Below are 21,621 nucleotides of genomic sequence, written 5' to 3'. Positions count from 1 at the left end.
CTCCTTTTGTCAATCAGAAAGGTACCTCTTTTCTACAGGAGGTACCTTCATTTTTTTGTTCGTTTTTTATGCTTGGCGTATAAATGAAATCAGCTCATCAACAGATACTTCGTGTGATTCCCCTGATTTTCTATATTTCACTTCAACAATGCCTTCTTCTGAACGTTTTCCGCAGCTAATGCGAATTGGCAGCCCAATTAAATCACTGTCTGCAAATTTCACTCCGACACGCTCCTGGCGGTCATCGAAAAGTACGTCAAAGCCCTCATCTTCTAAGCGCTCGTATAACGTTTCAGCTAGCTCTTTTTGAGCATCGTTTTTCATATTTAATGCAAGGAGGTGAAGGTCATATGGCGCAACAGCTTCCGGCCAAATGATTCCTTTCTCATCGTGATGCTGTTCAACAATCGCTGAAAGCGTTCTAGAGATACCGATACCATAGCAACCCATAATCATTGGCTGCGCTCGACCATTCTCATCAAGGTACGTCGCATCCATTGACTCAGAATAACGAGTGCCTAGTTTAAAGACTTGTCCTACTTCAATCCCCTTGGCAAACTGGATTGTGCCTTCTCCATCTGGAGAAACGTCTCCTTCTTGAATCAAACGAAGATCTGTGAATTCTTTCACTGACACATCACGCGCAGGATTGACATTGACATAGTGATGATCCGCCTCGTTTGCACCTGCGACAGCATTTGTCATGCCTTTAACCGCAAGGTCTGCATAAATATCGACTTCTGCTTCCAGCTTCACTGGGCCAACAAATCCAGGCTCTGTTCCAATGACTTCCAGTACTTCTTCGCGAGTAGCAAGCTCTACAAGCTGTGCTCCTACCAAGTTTTTCACTTTCACATCATTTACTTCATGGTCGCCTCTCGTCAGGATGAGAACATACGCATCATCTGCTTTAAACAAAACAGACTTGATACAAAGAGAAGGATCAACTTCTAAAAATCCAGCGATGTCTTGAATCGTTTTCACTTGCGGTGTATGGACTTTTTCAAGTTCTTTGAAGTCCGCAGGGTTTGCTTCTTCCCCTTGATATACAGCTTCAGCCATTTCAATGTTCGCAGCATAGGAAGATGTGTCAGAGTATGCGATTGTATCTTCTCCTACTTCTGACAGTGCCATAAACTCATGTGTATCTTTTCCTCCCATTGCACCAGAATCTGCAATGACTGGTCTAAAATTAAGACCTACTTTTGAGAATACATTGGAGTAAGCTGTAAACATCTTATTGTAAGTGTCATCAAGGCTTTCTGGTGAAGAGTGGAATGAGTACGCATCTTTCATAATAAATTCACGTCCGCGCAGCAGCCCAAAGCGCGGTCTCTGTTCGTCGCGGAATTTTGATTGAATTTGATAAAGAGTTAAAGGAAGTTTCTTATACGATTTCACTTCGCTGCGTACGAGTGATGTAATCACTTCTTCGTGCGTTGGGCCAAGTGCAAACTCACGGCCATGACGATCTTTCATACGCATCAATTCTGGACCGTATGTATACCATCTTCCTGACTCTTGCCACATTTCTGCCTGCTGCAGCACTGGCATTAACAGCTCAGCTGCTCCCGCCTTTTCCATCTCTTTGCGAACGATGGATTGAATATGCTGGATGACTTTATGAGCAAGCGGAAGATAATGATAGATTCCGCTTGTATTTTGTCTAATGAACCCAGCTCTTACTAAGAGCTGGTGACTTTTTGCTTCAGCATCTGCCGGCACCTCTCGAAGAGTTGGAATAAAAGTCAGGGATTGTCTCATGTCGTTACACCTCATTTATGAAATAGGACTTCTCACAAAAACTCTTGTTTCCCGTAATGAGAAACAAGAGACATTGGTTTTTATAAAAATAATCGCTGGATGTCATTCCACGTAACCACTAGCATTAACAGCATGAGGAATGCAACACCGATAAAGACAACAAGTGCTTCTTTCTCACGATTAATTGGTTTACCGCGAATGGCTTCAACAAACAAGAATAGTAAACGTCCTCCGTCTAGTGCAGGAATCGGCAATAAATTCACGATGCCTAAGTTAATACTAAGGAACGCCGCAAACTGCATTAATGTTAACACACCTTGCTTAGCTACTTCTCCTGTCATGTCATAAATCCCAACAGGACCTGCTAACATATCTAATGAAAATTGCCCTGTGACAATTTTTTGCAAGTTCGTTAAAATCAAACCTGCTGTTGAAATCACAGTCGTTCCTGAGGATGAAATAACCTTCAGAAATCCATTTTCCGTTGGCGGATAAGATCCGAAACGGCCAATGTTTTTTCCGTCTGCTTTCACAGCTTCTGGTACAACCTGCATAGTGCTTTCTTTACCGTCTCGGTCAATGACGACATTCATTTTTTTCTCAGGGTTCTTTTGAACGGTTTGAACGACGTCTGTCCAAGAATTCATTTTATCCCCGTTAATGGACACGATGTGGTCTCCCTGCATGAGTCCAGCTTCTGCCGCTCGGCCGTCTTTCGTCAGCTTGCCGAGTACAGGATCATCAACGGTGACCCCTTGAATAAATCCTAGAGCAACTAAAATCACATACGCCAAAATAAAGTTCATAATCGGTCCAGCTGCGATCGCTTTAATACGCTGCCATACCGTTTTTGATCCAAATTGACGATTGTACGGTGCGATTTGAATCTCTTCACCATCTGCAATATAAAAGCTTGTTTGACTCACATTGTAGCCAGTCAAAATATCTTCATTTCCAGCTTCATATCCTGAGATTCTCATGGCATGATCTAAATCAATCTGCTCAACTTCGATGACAAGTGCATCAGGATATTTTTCTTTATCATTTAAGATGATTTTTTCTACTTCATTTTGCTCATTGAATAAGAGCCCCACTGTATGACCTGGTTTAATTTCAATGACTTCAGGGTCCTCTCCTGCCATTTTAACAAATCCGCCAATAGGGAGAAGTCTAATGGTATAAACGGTTTCCTTTCGTTTAAAGGAGAAAATTTTCGGTCCAAAACCAATTGCGAACTCACGGCATAAAATCCCCGCTCGCTGCGCCATAATTAAATGGCCAAGCTCGTGGAAAAAAACGAGCGTTCCAAAAATAATAATAAACGCAATCACTGTATTCACGAACATACCACCTTATGTGAGGATTGATTGAACAAAGTCTCGTGTATCTTTGTCCACTTCATGGATATCTTGCAAACTAGGCGTTGAAATCACATGATGTCTGTTTAGTGCCTTTTCAATCAATTCTTCAATTTGCAGGAACGTTACTTTGCCTTTCAGAAATGCATCGACTGCCATTTCATTTGCTGCATTGAGCACAGTAGGCATTGTCCCCCCTATTTTACCTGATTCATAAGCAAAATGTAAGCAGCGATACCTGTCAAAATCCGCTTTTTGGAAATTCAATTGTCCAATCTCCCAAAGGTTCAATGATTTCGCTTCTGGTAATGGCGCCCTGTCAGGGTATGTGAGTGCATATTGAATGGCCACTCTCATGTCAGGTGTCCCTAACTGAGCCATGACGCTTTTGTCGTGAAATTCCACCATCGAATGGATAATGCTCTCTTTATGTAACAGCACATCAATTTGTTCATAAGGTATATCAAACAACCAATGCGCTTCAATCACCTCGAGCCCTTTATTCATCATCGTCGCTGAATCAATGGTAATTTTCGCTCCCATTGACCAGTTTGGGTGGTTCAGCGCTTCTTCAACCGTAACACCTTCAAGTTCAGTTCGTTTTTTATCTCGGAAACTACCACCTGAGGCTGTCACGATTAAGCGTTCAATGTTTTTAGCTTGTTCACCTTGCAGGCATTGAAAAATAGCGGAATGCTCACTATCGACAGGAAGTAAAGGTACATCATATCTTTTCGCGTACTCTTTTACTATATGACCAGCTGTCACAAGTGTTTCCTTATTTGCGAGTGCAATCGTCTTTTTTTGTTCAATGGCCTTTAATGTTGGAACAAGCCCGACACTTCCGACAAGGGCATTGACCACAATGTCCACTGCTTCATAGGTCGCGGCTTCGATGTTGGCTTCATCACCAGCAGCTATCTTGACATCGTATTCAAATGAATGACCTTTTAGCGTGTGATAGGCCTCTTCACTTAAGCATCCAACAAATTCAGGCTGAAACTGTTCAATGATTGGTATGGCTTTGTCTACATTTCGGCCAAACGTCATGGCTTTCAGCTTAAATTTGTCTGGGTGCTGCCTCATCACATCTAATGTTTGTTCTCCAATTGATCCTGTTGCGCCTAATAGCGAAATATATCTCAAATTGCCACTCCTTCTCTCGTTCAATAAGTTTCTATGAGGTTAGCTGGCAAAAGTTGCGAGCAGTAAATATAAAAACGGCAGAACGAATAAAAAGCTGTCAAACCTGTCCAAAATCCCGCCATGTCCAGGGAGAATTGTCCCTGAATCCTTCACGTGGTAATGACGCTTTAAAGCAGATTCCACAAGGTCGCCAAGCTGCCCAAAGATACTGAGCAAAAGCGTAATAAACATAACAAGCAGATATGATGGCAAAAATCCTGTAACCGCCTGAAACACAAATGACAACACGACCGCTGTGACGATTCCGCCGATAAATCCTTCTACTGTTTTGTTTGGGCTGATCTCTGGCCAGAGCTTTCGTTTTCCCATAGATTTCCCAATAAAATAGGCACCTGAGTCGGTAGACCAAATAATCACTGCTGCGAAGAAGATCGCACTCATGCCATATAAGCCTCTAATTTGGATAAAATAATAGAAACTGACACCAATATATAATGTCGCTAATATCACAAAAGCAACCTCATCGAATGTGAAAGAGTTTTTGCTCAACACTGTATAAGTTAAAAGAATTAAGACTGCAAATAAAGCAATCTGCATTTTTGATGCGTCTACGTTCGGGAAGAAGCTGTTCTCTCCGCCCATTAAAAGCCAAAGCAATATTAAGCTGACAATACCAGGAAAGCTGAAAATCGATATTTTTTTCATTCTTAGAAGCTCAAAGAGAGCGACACTTCCCATTAAGTAAATCAGCAGGGTAAATGGCATCTGTCCATAGATAACTGCAAGTAAAAAGACTGCAGCTGCCAAAACACCCGTCAAAATTCTTTGTTTCATCTGCACCACCCTCTAAATTCCACCGAACCTCCGGCCACGGCGCTGGTATTCTCCGATAGCGCCTATAAGATGCTCATCAGAAAAGTCAGGCCAAAGCACATCCGTAAAGACAAACTCGCTGTACGCAATTTGCCAAAGCATAAAGTTGCTTAATCTAATTTCTCCACTTGTGCGAATAAGCAAATCCGGATCTTGAAGAGATTCTGTCATTAAATAAGCTGAAAACATCTCTTCTGTGATGTCTTCTGCTTGAAGCTTACCTTCTTTGACTTTTTCAGAAATTTGTCTGCATGCGGAGACGATTTCTGTGCGCCCTCCATAGTTGAGCGCAAAATTCAAAACGAGTCCGTCGTTATTCGCCGTACTCTTTACTGCGTTCTCTACCGCTCTTTTCGTATGCTGCGGGAGGCCGTCTGGATCACCTGTTAAGCGCACACGGACATTTTCCTCGATGAGCTCGGGCAGGTAGATGTTCAAAAATTCTTCAGGAAGTTTCATTAAAAAGTCTACTTCTAGTTTTGGACGTTTCCAATTTTCCGTAGAGAAAGCATATAAAGTCAGCACTTTGACATTCAGCTCATTTGCAAGCTTTGTCATGCGCTTGACGACTTTCATTCCTTCATGATGTCCTGCTACCCGCGGAAGAGCACGTTTTTTCGCCCATCTTCCGTTCCCATCCATGATAATGGCGATATGTGCAGGAATTTCTCCATTTAATATGTCTTCTTTTGTCAGACTTTCTAAGTTGGAAGCTGCAGTTTGCTGATTCTTCCAATTTTTGAGTATATTGAGCATGAGATTCCTCCATCACCCAAAAAGGTTGCGTTTCCGCTAATAATATAGTCACCAACAGTATTAACAAAAAAACCCCCTGTAAACATGAAGAGGGTCTTTTCACTATTATCTATTGTACATAGTTTTTTCTTAAACTTCCATGATTTCTTTTTCTTTATCTTTCGTCACATCATCAATTTTAGCGACATATTCATCTGTCAATTTTTGAACATCCTCTGTTGATGATCTTAATTCATCCTCAGTGATCTCACCATTTTTCTCGAGCTTTTTCAACTCATCGTTTGCATCACGACGAACATTACGAACAGCTACTTTTGCTTCTTCTGAATATTTTCTTACCACTTTCACAAGCTCTTTACGTCTTTCTTCTGTTAGTGCAGGAATCGCAATACGGATCACATTTCCGTCACTTGTTGGCGTGATGCCAAGATCAGACTTTTGGATCGATTTTTCGATATCACCGATAGCTGTTTTATCATAAGGTGTGATAATCAGCATACGTGCTTCTGGCACTGTGATTGACGCGATTTGGTTAAGTGGTGTTTGTGCACCGTAATAATCAACCGTCACTTTATCAAGCAATGAAGCATTTGCTCTGCCCGCACGAACAGTTGCAAGTTCACGTCCGTATGCTTGAACGGCTTTTTCCATTTTTTCTTTCGTTTGGTTCAATACTTCTTTTGACACGTTATTTCCCCCTCACTATCGTTCCAATTGATTCGCCATTTACGGCACGTTTAATATTTCCTTCTTCCATAATAGAGAATACGATTAATGGAATGTCATTGTCCATACATAATGAGGACGCAGTAGAATCCATTACTGCAAGCCCTTCTTTTAGCACATCAAGATATGAAAGCTTGTCATATTTTACTGCATCCGCATCTGTACGAGGATCAGCACTGTAGACACCGTCTACATTATTTTTCGCCATTAAAATGACATCTGCTTCAATTTCTGCTGCACGAAGTGCTGCCGTTGTATCTGTAGAGAAATAAGGGTTACCAGTACCTGCAGCAAAAATCACGACACGTTTCTTCTCAAGATGACGGATCGCTTTTCTTCTTATGTATGGTTCTGCAACCTGTCTCATTTCGATAGAGGTTTGTACCCTAGACTGAATGCCAAGCGTTTCTAGGCTGTCTTGTAGCGCGAGTGAATTCATCACTGTTGCCAGCATACCCATGTAGTCTGCTGTTGCACGGTCCATTCCTAAGTCACTACCTGTCTTACCGCGCCAAAGGTTTCCTCCGCCTACAACAACTGCAACCTCAACATCTAGCTCTGCAATTTCTTTTACTTGCTTTGCAATTGAATGAATGACAGTTGGGTTAATTCCATTTCCAGCATCACCTGCTAGTGCTTCGCCACTTAGCTTCAGTACAATGCGATTATATTTCGGTTTGCTCATGATAACCTCCAAGTGTATACTATACCGTCTCTTATTATGCGTAAGAAACTGCCTTTTGTAAATCAATATCCTCTAAAAAATAGGGAACACAGCGCTTGTGCTCCCTAAAAAAGCCCCAGAGAGCTTTTCAAACATTATTTTTTCACTTGGCTCATCACTTCATCAGCAAAGTTGTCTTGACGCTTCTCGATGCCTTCGCCCACTTCATAGCGAACATAAGTTTGAATGCTTGCGTTTTTCGCAGCTACTACTTGTTTCACTTTTTCATCTGGGTTTTTAACGAAAGCTTGGTCAAGTAAACAAATTTCTTCGAAGAATTTGTTTAGACGGCCTTCTACCATTTTAGCAACGATGTTTTCAGGTTTTCCTTCTTGAAGCGCTTGCTGCGTTAATACTTCGCGCTCACGGTTTGCTTCTTCTTCTGACACTTGGTCACGAGAAATGTATTTAGGGTTTACAGCAGCAACGTGCATTGCGATGTCTCTTGCAAGCTCTTCGTCAGTTGTTCCGTTAAGAACAGCTAACACACCGATGCGTCCGCCCATGTGTAAGTAAGAACCGAATGCTGCGTTATCTTCTTTCGTGATAACAGAGAAACGACGTAGAGTGATTTTCTCTCCGATTTTCGCAATTGCAGATGTAATATGCTCTTCAACTGTTGAATCGTTTTCCATTTTAGAAGCATGAGCTTCTTCAATTGTTGCAGGTTTAGCAGCAAGCAAATGATCAGCAAGTTCGTTAAGAAGTGATTGGAATCCTTCGTTTTTCGCAACGAAATCAGTCTCAGAGTTCACTTCTAGGATCACGCCTGTGTTGCCGTCAGTTTTGATAAGAGTTAATCCTTCTGCCGCAATGCGGTCTGCTTTTTTCGCAGCTTTTGCAATTCCTTTTTCTCTTAGAAGATCGATTGCTTTATCGATGTCACCATCAGTTTCTGTTAACGCTTTTTTACAGTCCATCATACCTGCACCAGTTTTTTGACGCAGTTCTTTCACTAATTGAGCAGTAATAGCCATTTTACATTTCCTCCTTCTATGTTAAAACACGGATTACTAGGTGAAAAAAAGGTGATAAAAGGCATTTCCCTCTTATCACCTTTTGAATAGGTTACGCAGTTGTTGTTTCAGTTTCTGTCGTTTCTTCTACAACAGCTTCTTCTTCGCCTTGTTTAGACTCAAGAATCGCATCTGCCATTTTAGCAGTTAGAAGTTTTACAGCACGGATTGCATCATCGTTTGCAGGGATCACAACATCAATTTCATCTGGATCACAGTTTGTGTCAACGATACCGATGATTGGGATATTCAATTTACGAGCTTCTGCAACTGCAATACGCTCTTTACGAGGGTCGATAATGAAAAGTGCATCCGGAAGACCTTTCATGTCTTTGATTCCGCCTAGGAATTTTTCAAGACGTTCTAATTCTTTTTTCAGTTGAACGACTTCTTTCTTAGGAAGAACATCGAATGTACCGTTTTCTTGCATTTTTTCAATATCTTTTAAACGTTTGATACGTTTTTGGATTGTTTCAAAGTTTGTTAAAGTTCCACCAAGCCAGCGTTGGTTCACATAGAACATACCAGAACGGATTGCTTCTTCTTTCACTGAATCTTGTGCTTGCTTTTTCGTACCAACGAAAAGGATTTTTCCTCCGTCAGCAGCAAGGTTTTTCGTGAAGTTGTAAGCTTCTTCTACTTTTTTCACCGTTTTTTGAAGATCGATGATGTAGATACCGTTACGCTCTGTAAAGATGTAACGCTTCATTTTTGGGTTCCAACGGCGTGTTTGGTGACCGAAGTGTACACCAGCTTCTAGCAATTGTTTCATAGAAATAACTGACATGTTGTTGCCTCCTAATATAATGGTTTTTTTTCCTCCGCTCAAGTCATGTTCACATAAAACTGCGCCACGGCAGCACCTTCATACGAATCATTAAGCGTGTGTATTTAACACCAAGAAATAATATAACACATGATGGACTGACAATCAAGAATCCTTTACAGCTTTCCGCTAAATTTTAATAAAAGCTCGATTTCTGTCTTTCCAGTTTTCAGTTCTTTCGCTATTTCTTCTAGCGAATGCCCTTGGTCATATAAGGTCTTCACCTGATCCTCGAATGTTTCTTCTATTTCATTTTCAGAAGGCACAGAAGCTTCTGATTCAAGATGTGGAACGGGTTCGTTTACCTTCTCTTCCTGCACTTCAACTTCGCTAAGGAGAGCCGACAAGTGCTCTGGTACTGGCTCTTCACTTTCTACCGATTGCTGGGATTCAATTGGTGTTTGTGGCTGCTTTGGTGTCTGAAAATCCGATTTCAGCTCTACAGCAGAAAAATCAGGGGAAGCGGCTGCCACTTTTGATAGTTTGTCATTCTCTTCTTTGACTTCCATCAAAAATGCAGCCAGGGTATTTTCCGTTTCTTCTAGAAGTTCTCGCTGCTTTTGTTCAGTTGCCTTCAGCGAATTCATTCTCGTATATAAAATGATCACAAAATAAATAAGTGCAGCATGAAGCATGAAGCTAATCAGCCATAACATATTTTTTCACTCACTAACTCTTTAAGATTGAATGGCTTTATCAAGCAGATGCTTAAGCTTGAACAATGCCTTTGAATGAATTTGCGAAATGCGTGAGGTCGATAAATTGAGCACGTGACCGATTTCCGTTAACGTCAGTTCCTCTTTATAGAATAGACTGATCACGAGCTTTTCTTTTTCAGATAGCTCGGTCATTTTTTCAGCAAGCTGTTCTATTAATTCATCTTTCAGCATCTTCTCCTCAGGTGTCACAGTTTTCTCGTCGCGAATCATGACTTGGACGTTTTCACCGTCTTCTTGATCATGCAGCTTCTCGTCGATTGAAAGCAGATTTGCAAAGAAACCTTCATTCATTGTTGTGACAACATCCTGTTCACTCATGCCAAGTTCCTCTGCCACTTCTGTCGGCGTCACATTTCGTAAATAGCGTTGTTCAAGCTTTTCAATAGCCGCTTCTACTTTTTTTGTTTTTTCTCTTGATGTACGAGGCAGCCAGTCCTCTTTACGAAGACCGTCGATGATGGCCCCGCGGATTCTGAAGGATGCATATGTATCAAACTTCAGATCTCTTCCGGGGTCGAATTTTTCAAGGGCATCATATAAACCGAGCATCCCTAGACTGATCAAGTCTTCTTTATGCACTGACTTCGGGAGACCGATGGAAATTCTTCCAACATGATATGTGACGAGCGGCATATAGCGGCGCATAAGATCATCTCCAGCAGCTGGGTCCTTCCACTCTTTCCATCTAGCCCATAGCGCCTGATCTTCGTAATTTAAGGATTGCATCTTTCTCCCCCTATACTTCCTTAGTTATATCTTCATAATGCCTTGCTTCACAGTGCGGATCTCAAGCTCTGTCGTAAGCGGGTCAAATTCAATCGTACGGCCATTGTTCCCGCCCGTATCCTCACTAATGATCGGGATGCGATAAAGAGACAGATGTTCTTTAACAGCTGATACGTTTCTAGGTCCAATTCTCATCAGATCATTGGTTGTCTTAAACTTAAACATTTCTGCGCCACCAGCAAGTTTTGCCTTTAGCGCATGTTTGCGCGCTCCTTCTTTAAGGAGCAGATCAATTGTATGCTTGACACCTGTATCTGCATATTTAGCCAAGTTCTCCACTGCCCCTTTTGCAAGGGATGAGTCTGGAAGCATGACATGGACAAGACCTGCCAGTTTTTTTTCTTGATCAAACAGAACAAGCCCTACACAAGAACCAAGTCCGGATGTCCGAATGCGGTCCGGTGTTTTCACAAGCTGAACATCCGCAATACCAACCTTTACAACTGCCGGAATCTGAACGTTCATTACAGGTTACCTAATGCTTTGAATAGTTTTTCAAACGATTCAAAGTCTGGTAATAGAAACATATTTCCTTTCAGCTCTTGCTTATTTTGATCATCAAAAATTGATGTATCAATCACAATTGCCTGATCACCTAGAGGGCTAAATTGCATTAATCCTTCGCTAATGACAGCCCCGAACATATCGAGCGTAACATCTGGAACACTTGGGTGAAGCTGCAATTTTGTTAAATCGGCAAGGGCTGATAAATAAGAGCCTGCTAAAATATTTCCCAGCTCGTGTAGTGCTGACGTCCCCATCACATGCTCGTGAATGGTATCAATATCAAATGCTGGATCTCGTACAAGCTCTCTTACAAATTGCTCGGCTTGCTCAAAGGGCATAATGAAAAAGATAGAGCCAGATAAATCTCCTTCCATTCGCAGGAAAATGCTTGCAACTGGGAGGTCTGCACCACCAAAGAAATCCATTAATTCTTCAAAAGAGAGAACCTTGACAAACGGAACAGCCATATCTATTTTGCGATCCAATAGGCTGGCAAGAGCAGACGCGGCGTGGCCTGCTCCAATATTCCCGACCTCTCTTAACACATCCAACTGTTCATCTTTTATTTCATTGAAAATGCTCATTTCACATCCTCCTTAATGAACAGGTGCATCTTGAACGCTCTTATCGAGGACAGCACCAGGATGAATGATATTAAATAGACGCTGATCATGCTTAATGATACCTGTCACCCATGATTGTCCTTCTTTTTCAGCTGATTCAGGAGAAGATTCTACTTCTTCCTGATGGACTGTAATGACATCATTTGCTTCATCAACAACCCAGCCGACTTCAATGTCACCAACCTGTACAATAATCATTCTAGTTTCATCTGTAATCTCGTTGTCAGTAGATCCAAGTCTCACTCTAAGATCGATGACAGGCGTCACGACACCGCGCAGATTAATAACACCGCATATATAAGGGGCAACGCCAGGGATTCTTGTCGGCTGCTGCCATTTTTCAATGGACTTTACTTCTGATACTGAAATGGCGTATTCTTTTTTGTTTACGATAAACACAATCATCTTTTCGCCAGTTTTGATATCTGTACTCATTTCAGACCGCTCCTCTATTGTTTTTTACTTGATCAGTGCATTACAGTCAACGATGAGTGCAACCTGACCGTCGCCTAGGATTGTTGCGCCTGAGATCGCAAACACGTTTGGCAGGTAATCTCCTAGTGATTTCAATACAACCTCTTGCTGACCAATGAATGAATCGACCACAAATGCTGTCAGCTTGTCTCCTTTACGAACAACGATGATGTGCAGTTCTTCCTCTAATTCATTCGCATTTGGTACGTAGAATTGTTTCTTCAGGTACACAACCGGTACGATAAATCCGCGGAAATCAATCACTTCACGATCATGTGTTTGAAGGATGTCGCTTTTCTTAATAACAGCCGTTTCAATAATAGAAGAAATCGGAATCGCAAATGTTTCCTCTTCCAGCTTCACAAGAAGAACGGAAATAATTGACAATGTAAGCGGGAGCTGGATAGAGAACAATGAGCCCTGTCCTTCTGTTGAGTTGATGCTCACAGATCCGCCTAGTGATTCCAGCTTGTTTTTCACGACGTCAAGACCTACACCGCGGCCTGAGATGTCAGATATCTCATCAGCTGTAGAGAATCCTGCTGCAAAGATCAATGAATCAATTTGATGATCTTCGATGGTTTCCGCTTCTCTTTCGGTAATAACCCCGCGCTCTAGTGCTTTTTCAAGCACCTTTTTACGGTTAATCCCGCCGCCGTCATCTTCTACTTCAATGAAGACGTGATTTCCACTATGATAAGCCTTTAATAGAACGGTTCCTTTTTCTGGCTTGCCTTTTTTCACACGTTCTTCTGGCGATTCAATCCCGTGATCTAGACTGTTTCTGAGTAAGTGTAAGAGCGGATCTCCAATCTCGTCGATCACTGTTCGATCAAGCTCAGTATCAGCGCCTTCAATGATCAGTTCAATTTTCTTATTGAGCTCTTTTGTCAATTGACGGATCATACGAGGGAACCTGTTAAACACAGTTTCTACAGGTACCATTCTCATGTTCAGGATGATCGATTGCAGATCGCCTGAAATACGTGTCATTCTTTCGACCGTATCAGTGAGTTCGTTATTTTCAAGCTCTTTGGCAATCTGTTCTAAACGTCCTCTATCAATAACCAGTTCTTCAAATAGATTCATAAGAGAATCTAGACGATCGATGTTGACACGAATCGTTTTCGTGCCACCGGCAGCTGCACCGTTATTGCCATTTGCTTTTGGCGCATCGTTTGCTGGTGCTTTCGCAGCAGGCACGGAGACTTCTTCTTTTTTCTGCTCAGGTTTTGCTTCTTGTTTTTCAGCTGGAGTCGCTTCTTCAAATGCAGAAACTTCTGAGATCTCAACTTGTTCAACTTCTGAGATCGTCATCACGATTTTTTTCACTACGTCCATCGGTTGTTTAGATAAATAAGAAATACTGAATTCAGATTCGAAATCTTCTGATTCTAAAAGTTCTGCATTTGGAACTGTTTTGACGACCTCGCCTGCTTCATTCAGTCTTTCAAAGATCATATAGACACGAACGGCTTTTAATAAGCATGCGTCACTTAATGTTACATTGAGTTCATAACATTTAAAGCCTTGTTCCCTCGCTTCATCAAGCACTGTTCGTTCAAATTCGTTATAGTCTAAGTCGTTTGCAGCAGCCGCTGATACAGCCGCTGTTTCAACACTAGGAGCTGCCTCAGCATGGCTTCCTGTCACATCTAGCTTTTTACTAATCTCTGTGACATCGCGTTTCCCATCTCCGCCTTCTGCAATTGATTGAACCATTGCTTCAAGGTGATCAAGTGCTTCAAACATCGTGTCCATTGACTCAGGTGTGACAATCATTTGTTCATTTCGAATGGCATCAAACATGTTTTCTAAATGATGTGTTAGCTGAGCCATATCAGCGTAGCCCATCGTTGCGCTCATGCCTTTCAATGTATGAGCCGCTCTGAATATATCATTCACTAGCTGCAAGTCAGTTGGGTTCTTTTCTAAATCAAGAAGTTTTTCATTACAAGTTTGTAAGTGTTCTCTGCTTTCATCTAAAAAGATATCTAAGTATTGGTTTACATCCAACGTGTTCACGCCCTCTCTTTTTTCATGGAGCTTATAATTGCATGTGCGATGTCATCCACATGCCTTGTTTCATGTGCAAGGCCTGCTTTAATGACTGATTTAGGCATTCCGAAAACAACACATGATTCTTCTTTTTCTGCAATGACTTTTGTATGACCGCTTGCGACCATTTTTTTGACACCTTCTGTGCCGTCACTACCCATGCCTGTCATAATGACAGCAATTTTCTCGTAACCCTTTATATGACTGATGGATTCAAATAAATAGTTAACAGAAGGTTTGTGCCGGCTTTCCGTGTCCTCTGGAGATAGCCTGATGACTAAGGATGCCCCTTGTTCATGAAGTGACATATTCATTCCACCAGGCGCTATGTAGGCTACTCCATTTTTAGCGATGTCTCCATCTTGTGCTTCTTTAATCGAAATTTGAGATAAATGGTCTAACCTAGTAGCAAGTGATGCCGTAAATCCTGCCGGCATATGCTGCACAATCAAAATAGGTGCTTCTATGTCCTTGGGCAGCTTCGTGACAACTCGTTGAAGTGCCCTTGGCCCTCCCGTTGATGTTCCGATTGAAATAATCTTTCGGAGTGAGCCGCTTTTCACTGCTTGCGGGCGAGGTGCAGCCACTGGAATTGGCGGCTTCATCACCGGCGGCTTTGGAGAAACCTGTACTTCAGTGCGTTTCCTTGACAGCCCTGCCGCAAGCACCCGCTCTACAATTTGGCCTCTTACTTTGTGTAAATCGAGCGAAATACTTCCTGAAGGCTTTGTCACAAAATCAAAAGCACCAAGTTCTAAGCAATGGATGGTTAAATCTTTCCCTTGCTTTGTCTGGCTTGACACCATAATCACGGCAAGGTCGTGTTCAGCCAGAATTTGTTTTAATGCTTCTGTTCCATTTAAAACAGGCATTTCCACATCTAATGTGACGACATCTGGATTCAGTTCCTTGATCCGTTTTAAGGCATCTTCCCCATTTCGCGCCGTTCCGACGACTTCTATTTCTTGCTCGGCACTTAGGAAATCACTAATGAGCTTTCGCATAAAGGCCGAGTCATCTACTACAAGCACTCTAATCATGAGTCCACCTTCCTCCTTTTAAAAAAAGAGGACAACTTATCTATAAACGTATGCTGCTCTCTCTGTGCCTCTCTTATCTGCTGTTGATAAAGTGTTTCTGCCAGCATCTTGATCGTTTTACTCAGCCGTGAATGAGGCTGCTTCATATAAAATGGAATTTGTTCAGCCACCGCTTTTGGAACCGCAGGATCATCCGGCACAGCACCAGCAAATACTAGTTTTCTGTGTAGAAATGATGTGACCACTCCTGCTAATTTCCGGTAGGTTTCTGACCCTTCTGACGGGGTTTTACACCGGTTGACAATGATTTGCACAGATTGTTCGAACTGATGAATCGCTAAGTGTTTAATTGCGCTGTAGGCATCCATGATCGATGTTGGTTCCGGCGTTGTCACAACCACAACTTCTCCTGCTGATAAAACAAAAGGTAGTTGATCTTTAGACAAGCCAGCCCCCATATCAAAGAAGATACAATCAAAGTCGTGCATCATTCTTTCCATTTCCACTAGAAAAAACGACCATTGATCTTTATCTAAAGAAAACAGCTGTTCAAGTCCGCTTCCGCCAGAAATGTAATAAAGGTTGTTCGTTCCTTGAGTCATAGCTGCTTGGAAGGATTTCTTCCTGACAAGAACATCTAATATAGAGCTAGTCGATGTTTTCCCTAGTAAAATATCAATATTCCCCATACCAAAATCAAGGTCGATGACTAACACTCGCTTCCCTGCATTTGCGATAGACAGTGCCATATTCAGCGTCAAATTCGATTTTCCAACCCCACCTTTACCGCTCATGACAGCAATGGTTTTTGCCTGTCCGCTTATACCAAGAGGAGCTGGTGCGATCGTTTGATTCTGCTGAACGAGCTTTCTTAAACCTTCTGCTTGGTCGGGCTTCATCATTGTAAGACCATCCTTGTTAATTCAAGAGGAGAGCCCTCAAGAATATCCTCAGGAACATTTTGACCATTTGTTAAAAAGCCAAGTCCAATTTGAGAGTCTGCAATGATTTGAAAGATGGTTCCCATCGTGTCTGTTTCATCTACCTTTGTAAAAATGAATTGATCGATTGGAACGTGTTCAAAGCGTTTAACCATGGCTTTCATGTCCTGATACTTCGAGGTCGCACTCATCACTAGGAAACTTTGAATGCTTTCATTAAATGGAATGATGTCTGTCAGCTCTTTGATATACGCTTCTTCTTTAAAGTTACGACCCGCTGTGTCTACGAAAATATGATCATACTCTTTAAACGTCTCTTGAGCTTTTACAAAATCCTCTCTCGAATAACAAACCTCAAGCGGTGCATTGAGCAGTTCCGCATATGTTTTCAGTTGTTCGATCGCTGCAATTCGGTACGTATCTGTTGTAATAAAAGCGATTTTCTTTTGCTTCTGAATGGCCGTTTTGGCAGCGAGCTTTGCAATCGTTGTTGTTTTACCAGCTCCAGTTGAACCAAACAGCACAATGTATTTTGAACGAATCATCGGCTCATCAGAGGTGTGAGCCGGCAGCATATCTGCCAGCAGTTGTTCAAGTTCTTTTTGAATTTGATCTTCCTTGACAGCACCCTTTGTTAAAAGACCTTTGAGGCATTCGTCTCGAATGGCATCATCAAGACCTTGATCCTTCAGCTTTTGATCGATTGCCATGAGAGGATCAGGCAGAATACCAGCATGCCGCTCATTCCTCGCATATTCTAAAGGCTGAGCTTGAGAAGATACTGGTTTCACTGCCTCAGGAGCAAAAGACGGCTCTTCAGGCCGGTGTTGAATTTGCTCCTTTTTTGGAAATACTGGAAGAGGAGGCGCAGGGTGTCCACCTTTACCCGCTCTTTCTTCAAAATCTTGATCCAGCACTGCAATCACTTCAACCATTTGCTGTTTCTTTAAACCGAATAGCTTTCGTTTCACAACAGTTTTGGAATTTAAAATGACGGCATCCTTCCCAAGCTGCTGCCTAATTTGAATCGTCGCCTCTTGCATTGAATTCGCTATGATTTTTTTCATTTTCATTAGATATCCACCACTCCGATGCTCTGTACTTCCACATTTGCTTCTAGTTCGTTATAAGATAGTACCGGTAAGTCCGGGAAATATCTTTCTAACAGCTGCTTGACGTACATTCTTATAGGAGGTGAGCACAATAGAACCGGCGTTTCCTGACGGAGCGAAAGCTGTTCAATTTCTCTCGCCACTGATTGAATCACACTTTCAGAGGATTCTGGATCTAACGATAAGTAGTTGCCATGCTCTGTCTGCTGTACACTGTCAGCAATCACCTTTTCCACTCGGCCTGAGCATGTCACGACTTTGAGCGATTCATTTTCTCTCGCATATTGTGCGGTAATCTGTCTTGCCAACGCCTGTCTGACATACTCTGTTAACAAATCTGTATCTGTCGTTAATTTTCCGTAGTCTGCAAGTGTCTCAAAAATGGTGACAAGATTTCGAATAGAAACCTTTTCTTTCAGCAGTTTTGCCAACACTTTTTGAATATCACCAACTGCTAGTGGATTTGGCGTCACCTCATCCACTAAGACAGGATAACTTTCTTTCAGATGATCGATTAATTGCTTCGTTTCTTGGCGTCCGAGCAGTTCGTGTGTGTTTTGTCTAATTTTCTCTGTGATGTGAGTAGACACAACCGATGCTGGATCTACAACCGTATAGCCAAGCATCTCAGCCTGATCTTTTTCTGCTTCTGAGATCCATTTAGCCGGAAGACCAAAAGATGGCTCGATTGTTTCAATCCCTTCAATCGGATCATCATCCGGCGTAGGAGACATCGCTAAGTAGTGATCAAGCAGTAGCTCCCCTTTTGCCACTTCATTCCCTTTTATTTTAAGCCGATACTCATTTGGGTTAAGTGCAATGTTGTCTCGAATTCGAACAACTGGAATCACAAGACCTAATTCGAGGGCAAGCTGTCTTCGGATCATTACAATTCGGTCTAACAGGTCACCGCCTTGATTTGCATCGGCTAGCGGAATCAAGCCGTAGCCAAATTCAAATTCAATGGCATCCATTTGCAAAAGGTGAATGACGCTTTCTGGACTTTTCATCTCTTCTACCTCTGCCTGTTCCTCTAGCACCTCTTCGATTTCTTCTTGATCCTGTTTGTTTTTCGACATCAAGTATGCGCCGAGAGCAAGTAAACCTGCGATCGGTCCTGTCAACAGTACGCCGATTGGAGTAAACAACCCAAGAAGGAAGATCGTGCCTGCTGTGACGTAAAGCATAGCAGGGAATGCAAACAGCTGTTCAGTGATATCTGACCCAAGGTTCCCATTAGAAGCAGCCCTTGTGACGACAATTCCTGTCGCTGTTGAAATGAGAAGTGCAGGAATTTGTGAAACAATTCCGTCTCCTACCGTTAATAGTGTAAAGTGGGAAGCTGATTCTTGAATCGACATTCCTTGCTGAAGCATCCCAATAATAATCCCAAAAATAATATTAATAATGACGATGATAATACCTGCGATGGCATCCCCTTTGACGAACTTACTTGCCCCATCCATCGCACCATAAAAGTCTGCTTCTCTCGCTACTTTTTCACGGCGATTTCTCGCTTCACTTTCTGTCAGCATTCCTGCATTTAAATCAGCGTCAATACTCATTTGTTTACCTGGCATCGCATCGAGGGTAAATCTTGCCGCAACCTCAGATACACGCTCAGCCCCTTTGGTGATCACTATAAATTGAATGATGATCAGAATAAGGAAGACCACCAGACCAACGAGTATATTTCCACCAACAACAAATGAACCAAACGTTTCTACAACCTTTCCAGCGTCTCCAGTTGATAGGATAGATCGTGTTGTAGAGATGTTAAGCCCTAAGCGAAACAGCGTTAAGAGCAAAAGCAATGATGGAAATATTGAAAATTGCAGTGGTTCTTGCATGTTCATTGTGGTGAGAAGCACGATAAGCGCAAGAGAAATATTAATAATGATTAAAATACTTAATAGCATTGGCGGAAACGGTATGACCAGCATCGCCACAATTAAAATAACACTGAATAAAACAGATAAATCTCTTGCTGCCATGCCTGTTCTCTCCTTTTAAAACCAAAAATTCATAAAATCTTTTGTTTCGTTTTATAGACGTAAGCTAAAATTTCTGCGATCGCCTTAAAGTATTCCTCTGGCACCGCTTGGTCGATGTCGACCTGATCATATAGTGCACGAGCGAGCGGCCGGTTTTCTACGGTCATGATATCGTGCTCTTTCGCAATCGTTCTAATTTTCAAAGCCAAAATATCTGTTCCCTTTGCCACAACAAAGGGCGCGTCCATCTTTTCTTCGTCATATTTCAAAGCAATTGCATAGTGGGTTGGGTTTGTAATGATGACGTCCGCTTTTGGGACTTCCTGCATCATCCGTCTCATGGCCATTTCCCGCTGACGCTGTTTAATCTTTGATTTTATGAGCGGGTCACCCTCTGATTTTTTATACTCATCTTTGATGTCTTGTTTGGACATCCGTAAGTTTTTTTCATAATCAAATTTCTGATACATATAATCAAGCCCTGCTAAGATCATGAGAGCACCTGCTGCATACAGACCCATAATCAAGGTCATATTTGCGACGAAATGAAGGGTTTCCTCTGCTGTTAATAAAGGAAGCCTCAGAATCTCGTCAAAGTGCATCCAAAGTGCAATAAATGTCGCAAAACCAATTAAACCAATTTTCAAAATGGATTTTAATAGCTCTACGAGGGCTCGAATACTGTATATCCGTTTAAACCCTTTAATAGGATCTAGCTTTTCTAATTTCGGTTTGATGATTTCTGTTGAAAAGAGAAAGCCAACTTGTAAATAGTTACTGATAACGCCTGCCAGCATACCAACACCAAGGATTGGCATGAGAAGGAGCCCTGTTTCCTGAAGCAATTCCACGAATAGTTGATGAATATTAGATGTGCTAACTTTCATTAGCATGGTTGTTGAATAAAAACGTTCAATGAGCGCAATAATACGCTCTTTCATAAAAGGCCCAATAAAAAAGAATGATAAAAAGATTAATAGAAATGAGATGGCTGTATTGACGTCAGTACTTTTGGCAACCTGACCTTTTTTACGTGAATCTTGTCTCTTTTTCGGCGTTGCTTTTTCTGTTTTTTCACCTGCGAAAAATTGCAAGTCTAGTCTAAGTCTTGTCATCATGACGAACCACCGACCAATGCTAAGAAATTCCTCATGGTGAGTACAATCGTATCAAATGTATTTTGGACAACCCCGAAGATGACGCCCATACAGATGATGATCATAACAAAACTCACGCCCATTTTAATAGGAAGTCCGACAACAAAAACGTTCATCTGCGGTACTGTTCGTGCCACAATGCCCAGTGCCAAATCGACCAAAAACAAGCTGGCAACGACCGGTGCTGAGATTTGAAAGGCAATGATGAACATTTGGTTGAAGCTTTTTGCAATAAAATAAGCAAAGGATTCACTGCCGAAATTCAGTGCGTACTGATCAATTGCAATATATTGAAAGCTGTAAAAGATTCCATCAAGCAGCAGGTGGTGTGCATTGGTTGCTAGCATCAATAGCAATGTGACCGTATAAAAAAACTGCCCCATCAGCGGCGTTTGCGCGCCTGTTTGCGGATCAATCACATTGGCAATCGCAAAGCCCATTTGAAAATCAATAAATGAGCCGGCAATTTGAACAGCGGACACCATGATATATGCAATCAAACCAAGCAGAAGTCCGACCATTGCTTCTTTCACCGCAAGCATCATATAAAGACCGTCTATGTCGAGTGCTGGCGGTTCCTTAATCGTGCTAAAACTAATCACGGCTAAAAACAGCGAGAATCCAACTCTGTGTACAGCTGGGATCGTTCTATGCGCTAAAAGCGGTACTGTCACAAAAAAAGCGGTGATCCGAATAAAAACTAATAGAAATGCAGGGAATAATTCTATGATTGACATCGCTCGTTAACCTGCAAATCGATCTAAATTCGAGAACAGCTCTGTCGTAAAGGACACAATGGTTGACAGCATCCATGGACCAAACACAACAAGCCCGATAAGAACTGCAACAATTTTAGGAATGAACGCAAGCGTCTGTTCTTGAATTTGGGTTGTCGCCTGAAACACACTGACAATCAGTCCCACAATAAGAGCGAGCGCTAGAAGCGGCCCACTGACAAGCAATACCACATACACTGATCTTTCAGCCATCGTAATGACAAATTCTGAACTCATGTTTTAAG

Annotated in this window: 22 protein-coding genes; all 22 read right to left on the bottom strand. The window is 42.0% G+C overall.

Going from position 1 to position 21,621, the window contains the following annotated elements:
* Nucleotides 1-66 precede the first annotated feature (66 nt).
* Nucleotides 67-1,764: a proline--tRNA ligase gene (locus tag NST39_RS08530; RefSeq protein WP_341027877.1), complete on the bottom strand. Its 1,698-nt coding sequence runs from the start codon at nt 1,762-1,764 to the stop codon at nt 67-69.
* An 80-nt stretch (nt 1,765-1,844) separates the two neighbouring features.
* Nucleotides 1,845-3,110 (bottom strand): RIP metalloprotease RseP, encoded by a 1,266-nt coding sequence (gene rseP, locus NST39_RS08525; protein ID WP_341027875.1) that lies wholly within the window; start codon nt 3,108-3,110, stop codon nt 1,845-1,847.
* A gap of 6 nt (nt 3,111-3,116) precedes the next feature.
* A complete protein-coding gene (gene dxr, locus NST39_RS08520; protein WP_341027874.1) occupies nt 3,117-4,268 on the bottom strand; it encodes a 1-deoxy-D-xylulose-5-phosphate reductoisomerase in 1,152 nt (383 codons plus the stop codon).
* 39 nt (nt 4,269-4,307) lie between these two features.
* Nucleotides 4,308-5,102, bottom strand: a complete 795-nt coding sequence (locus tag NST39_RS08515) for a phosphatidate cytidylyltransferase (protein WP_044141895.1) — start codon at nt 5,100-5,102, stop codon at nt 4,308-4,310.
* 12 nt (nt 5,103-5,114) lie between these two features.
* Nucleotides 5,115-5,897 carry an isoprenyl transferase gene (locus tag NST39_RS08510; RefSeq protein WP_044141896.1) on the bottom strand — a complete coding sequence of 261 codons (783 nt, stop codon included), beginning with the start codon at nt 5,895-5,897 and terminating at the stop codon, nt 5,115-5,117.
* 129 nt (nt 5,898-6,026) lie between these two features.
* Nucleotides 6,027-6,584 carry a ribosome recycling factor gene (frr, locus tag NST39_RS08505; protein ID WP_003212469.1) on the bottom strand — a complete coding sequence of 186 codons (558 nt, stop codon included), beginning with the start codon at nt 6,582-6,584 and terminating at the stop codon, nt 6,027-6,029.
* 1 nt (nt 6,585) lies between these two features.
* Nucleotides 6,586-7,308, bottom strand: coding sequence for a UMP kinase (gene pyrH / locus NST39_RS08500; protein ID WP_003210919.1), 723 nt, complete (start codon nt 7,306-7,308; stop codon nt 6,586-6,588).
* Nucleotides 7,309-7,442: 134 nt separating this feature from the next.
* The gene (gene tsf / locus NST39_RS08495; protein ID WP_341027872.1) at nt 7,443-8,324 is read right to left on the bottom strand and encodes a translation elongation factor Ts; all 882 of its coding nucleotides are present in this window, start codon (nt 8,322-8,324) and stop codon (nt 7,443-7,445) included.
* Between the two features lie 91 nt (nt 8,325-8,415).
* On the bottom strand, nt 8,416-9,150 hold the full coding sequence (gene rpsB / locus NST39_RS08490; protein WP_003212093.1) for a 30S ribosomal protein S2: 735 nt from the start codon (nt 9,148-9,150) through the stop codon (nt 8,416-8,418).
* A 155-nt stretch (nt 9,151-9,305) separates the two neighbouring features.
* Entirely contained in the window at nt 9,306-9,845 is a 540-nt protein-coding gene (locus NST39_RS08485; protein WP_126741933.1) for a Swarming motility protein SwrB, read from the bottom strand.
* A 21-nt stretch (nt 9,846-9,866) separates the two neighbouring features.
* Nucleotides 9,867-10,634: a FliA/WhiG family RNA polymerase sigma factor gene (locus NST39_RS08480; RefSeq protein WP_012009976.1), complete on the bottom strand. Its 768-nt coding sequence runs from the start codon at nt 10,632-10,634 to the stop codon at nt 9,867-9,869.
* Between the two features lie 24 nt (nt 10,635-10,658).
* Nucleotides 10,659-11,159, bottom strand: coding sequence for a chemotaxis protein CheD (locus NST39_RS08475; RefSeq protein WP_044141899.1), 501 nt, complete (start codon nt 11,157-11,159; stop codon nt 10,659-10,661).
* Nucleotides 11,159-11,785 carry a chemotaxis protein CheC gene (locus NST39_RS08470; RefSeq protein ID WP_003211405.1) on the bottom strand — a complete coding sequence of 209 codons (627 nt, stop codon included), beginning with the start codon at nt 11,783-11,785 and terminating at the stop codon, nt 11,159-11,161. Before NST39_RS08470 ends, NST39_RS08475 begins: the two co-directional genes overlap by 1 nt.
* 12 nt (nt 11,786-11,797) lie before the next feature.
* On the bottom strand, nt 11,798-12,259 hold the full coding sequence (locus NST39_RS08465) for a chemotaxis protein CheW (RefSeq protein WP_065097287.1): 462 nt from the start codon (nt 12,257-12,259) through the stop codon (nt 11,798-11,800).
* 24 nt (nt 12,260-12,283) lie between these two features.
* A complete protein-coding gene (locus tag NST39_RS08460) occupies nt 12,284-14,314 on the bottom strand; it encodes a chemotaxis protein CheA (RefSeq protein ID WP_341027866.1) in 2,031 nt (676 codons plus the stop codon).
* A 5-nt stretch (nt 14,315-14,319) separates the two neighbouring features.
* On the bottom strand, nt 14,320-15,396 hold the full coding sequence (locus NST39_RS08455) for a protein-glutamate methylesterase/protein-glutamine glutaminase (RefSeq protein WP_044141904.1): 1,077 nt from the start codon (nt 15,394-15,396) through the stop codon (nt 14,320-14,322).
* Entirely contained in the window at nt 15,393-16,298 is a 906-nt protein-coding gene (locus NST39_RS08450; protein ID WP_341027864.1) for a MinD/ParA family protein, read from the bottom strand. The genes NST39_RS08455 and NST39_RS08450 overlap by 4 nt, the downstream gene beginning before the upstream one ends.
* Nucleotides 16,295-17,410 (bottom strand): flagellar biosynthesis protein FlhF, encoded by a 1,116-nt coding sequence (flhF, locus tag NST39_RS08445; RefSeq protein ID WP_185107252.1) that lies wholly within the window; start codon nt 17,408-17,410, stop codon nt 16,295-16,297. Before flhF ends, NST39_RS08450 begins: the two co-directional genes overlap by 4 nt.
* Nucleotides 17,410-19,443 carry a flagellar biosynthesis protein FlhA gene (flhA, locus tag NST39_RS08440; protein ID WP_044141909.1) on the bottom strand — a complete coding sequence of 678 codons (2,034 nt, stop codon included), beginning with the start codon at nt 19,441-19,443 and terminating at the stop codon, nt 17,410-17,412. The genes flhF and flhA overlap by 1 nt, the downstream gene beginning before the upstream one ends.
* A 29-nt stretch (nt 19,444-19,472) precedes the next feature.
* Complete coding sequence (gene flhB / locus NST39_RS08435; protein WP_065097282.1) at nt 19,473-20,561, bottom strand: flagellar biosynthesis protein FlhB; 1,089 nt, start codon at nt 20,559-20,561, stop codon at nt 19,473-19,475.
* Nucleotides 20,558-21,337, bottom strand: coding sequence for a flagellar biosynthetic protein FliR (gene fliR / locus NST39_RS08430; RefSeq protein ID WP_044141913.1), 780 nt, complete (start codon nt 21,335-21,337; stop codon nt 20,558-20,560). Before fliR ends, flhB begins: the two co-directional genes overlap by 4 nt.
* Nucleotides 21,338-21,343: 6 nt before the next feature.
* On the bottom strand, nt 21,344-21,613 hold the full coding sequence (fliQ, locus tag NST39_RS08425; RefSeq protein WP_003211206.1) for a flagellar biosynthesis protein FliQ: 270 nt from the start codon (nt 21,611-21,613) through the stop codon (nt 21,344-21,346).
* Between the last annotated feature and the right edge of the window lie 8 nt (nt 21,614-21,621).

The sequence above is a fragment of the Bacillus sp. FSL W8-0645 genome (genome assembly GCF_038007905.1).
Lineage (GTDB): Bacteria > Bacillota > Bacilli > Bacillales > Bacillaceae > Bacillus > Bacillus pumilus.
The sequence above is the reverse complement of the archived record's forward strand: the minus strand, read 5'-3'. Positions and strand labels throughout refer to the sequence as shown.

Coding starts and splice junctions, on each gene's coding strand:
- NST39_RS08530 (WP_341027877.1), bottom strand. CDS start 1,764: ATGAGACAATCCCTGACTTTTATTCCAACTCTTCGAGAGGTGCCGGCA.
- rseP (WP_341027875.1), bottom strand. CDS start 3,110: ATGTTCGTGAATACAGTGATTGCGTTTATTATTATTTTTGGAACGCTC.
- NST39_RS08515 (WP_044141895.1), bottom strand. CDS start 5,102: ATGAAACAAAGAATTTTGACGGGTGTTTTGGCAGCTGCAGTCTTTTTA.
- NST39_RS08510 (WP_044141896.1), bottom strand. CDS start 5,897: ATGCTCAATATACTCAAAAATTGGAAGAATCAGCAAACTGCAGCTTCC.
- pyrH (WP_003210919.1), bottom strand. CDS start 7,308: ATGAGCAAACCGAAATATAATCGCATTGTACTGAAGCTAAGTGGCGAA.
- tsf (WP_341027872.1), bottom strand. CDS start 8,324: ATGGCTATTACTGCTCAATTAGTGAAAGAACTGCGTCAAAAAACTGGT.
- rpsB (WP_003212093.1), bottom strand. CDS start 9,150: ATGTCAGTTATTTCTATGAAACAATTGCTAGAAGCTGGTGTACACTTC.
- NST39_RS08485 (WP_126741933.1), bottom strand. CDS start 9,845: ATGTTATGGCTGATTAGCTTCATGCTTCATGCTGCACTTATTTATTTT.
- NST39_RS08480 (WP_012009976.1), bottom strand. CDS start 10,634: ATGCAATCCTTAAATTACGAAGATCAGGCGCTATGGGCTAGATGGAAA.
- NST39_RS08475 (WP_044141899.1), bottom strand. CDS start 11,159: ATGAACGTTCAGATTCCGGCAGTTGTAAAGGTTGGTATTGCGGATGTT.
- NST39_RS08470 (WP_003211405.1), bottom strand. CDS start 11,785: ATGAGCATTTTCAATGAAATAAAAGATGAACAGTTGGATGTGTTAAGA.
- NST39_RS08465 (WP_065097287.1), bottom strand. CDS start 12,259: ATGAGTACAGATATCAAAACTGGCGAAAAGATGATTGTGTTTATCGTA.
- NST39_RS08455 (WP_044141904.1), bottom strand. CDS start 15,396: ATGATTAGAGTGCTTGTAGTAGATGACTCGGCCTTTATGCGAAAGCTC.
- NST39_RS08450 (WP_341027864.1), bottom strand. CDS start 16,298: ATGATGAAGCCCGACCAAGCAGAAGGTTTAAGAAAGCTCGTTCAGCAG.
- flhF (WP_185107252.1), bottom strand. CDS start 17,410: ATGAAAATGAAAAAAATCATAGCGAATTCAATGCAAGAGGCGACGATT.
- flhA (WP_044141909.1), bottom strand. CDS start 19,443: ATGGCAGCAAGAGATTTATCTGTTTTATTCAGTGTTATTTTAATTGTG.
- flhB (WP_065097282.1), bottom strand. CDS start 20,561: ATGATGACAAGACTTAGACTAGACTTGCAATTTTTCGCAGGTGAAAAA.
- fliR (WP_044141913.1), bottom strand. CDS start 21,337: ATGTCAATCATAGAATTATTCCCTGCATTTCTATTAGTTTTTATTCGG.
- fliQ (WP_003211206.1), bottom strand. CDS start 21,613: ATGAGTTCAGAATTTGTCATTACGATGGCTGAAAGATCAGTGTATGTG.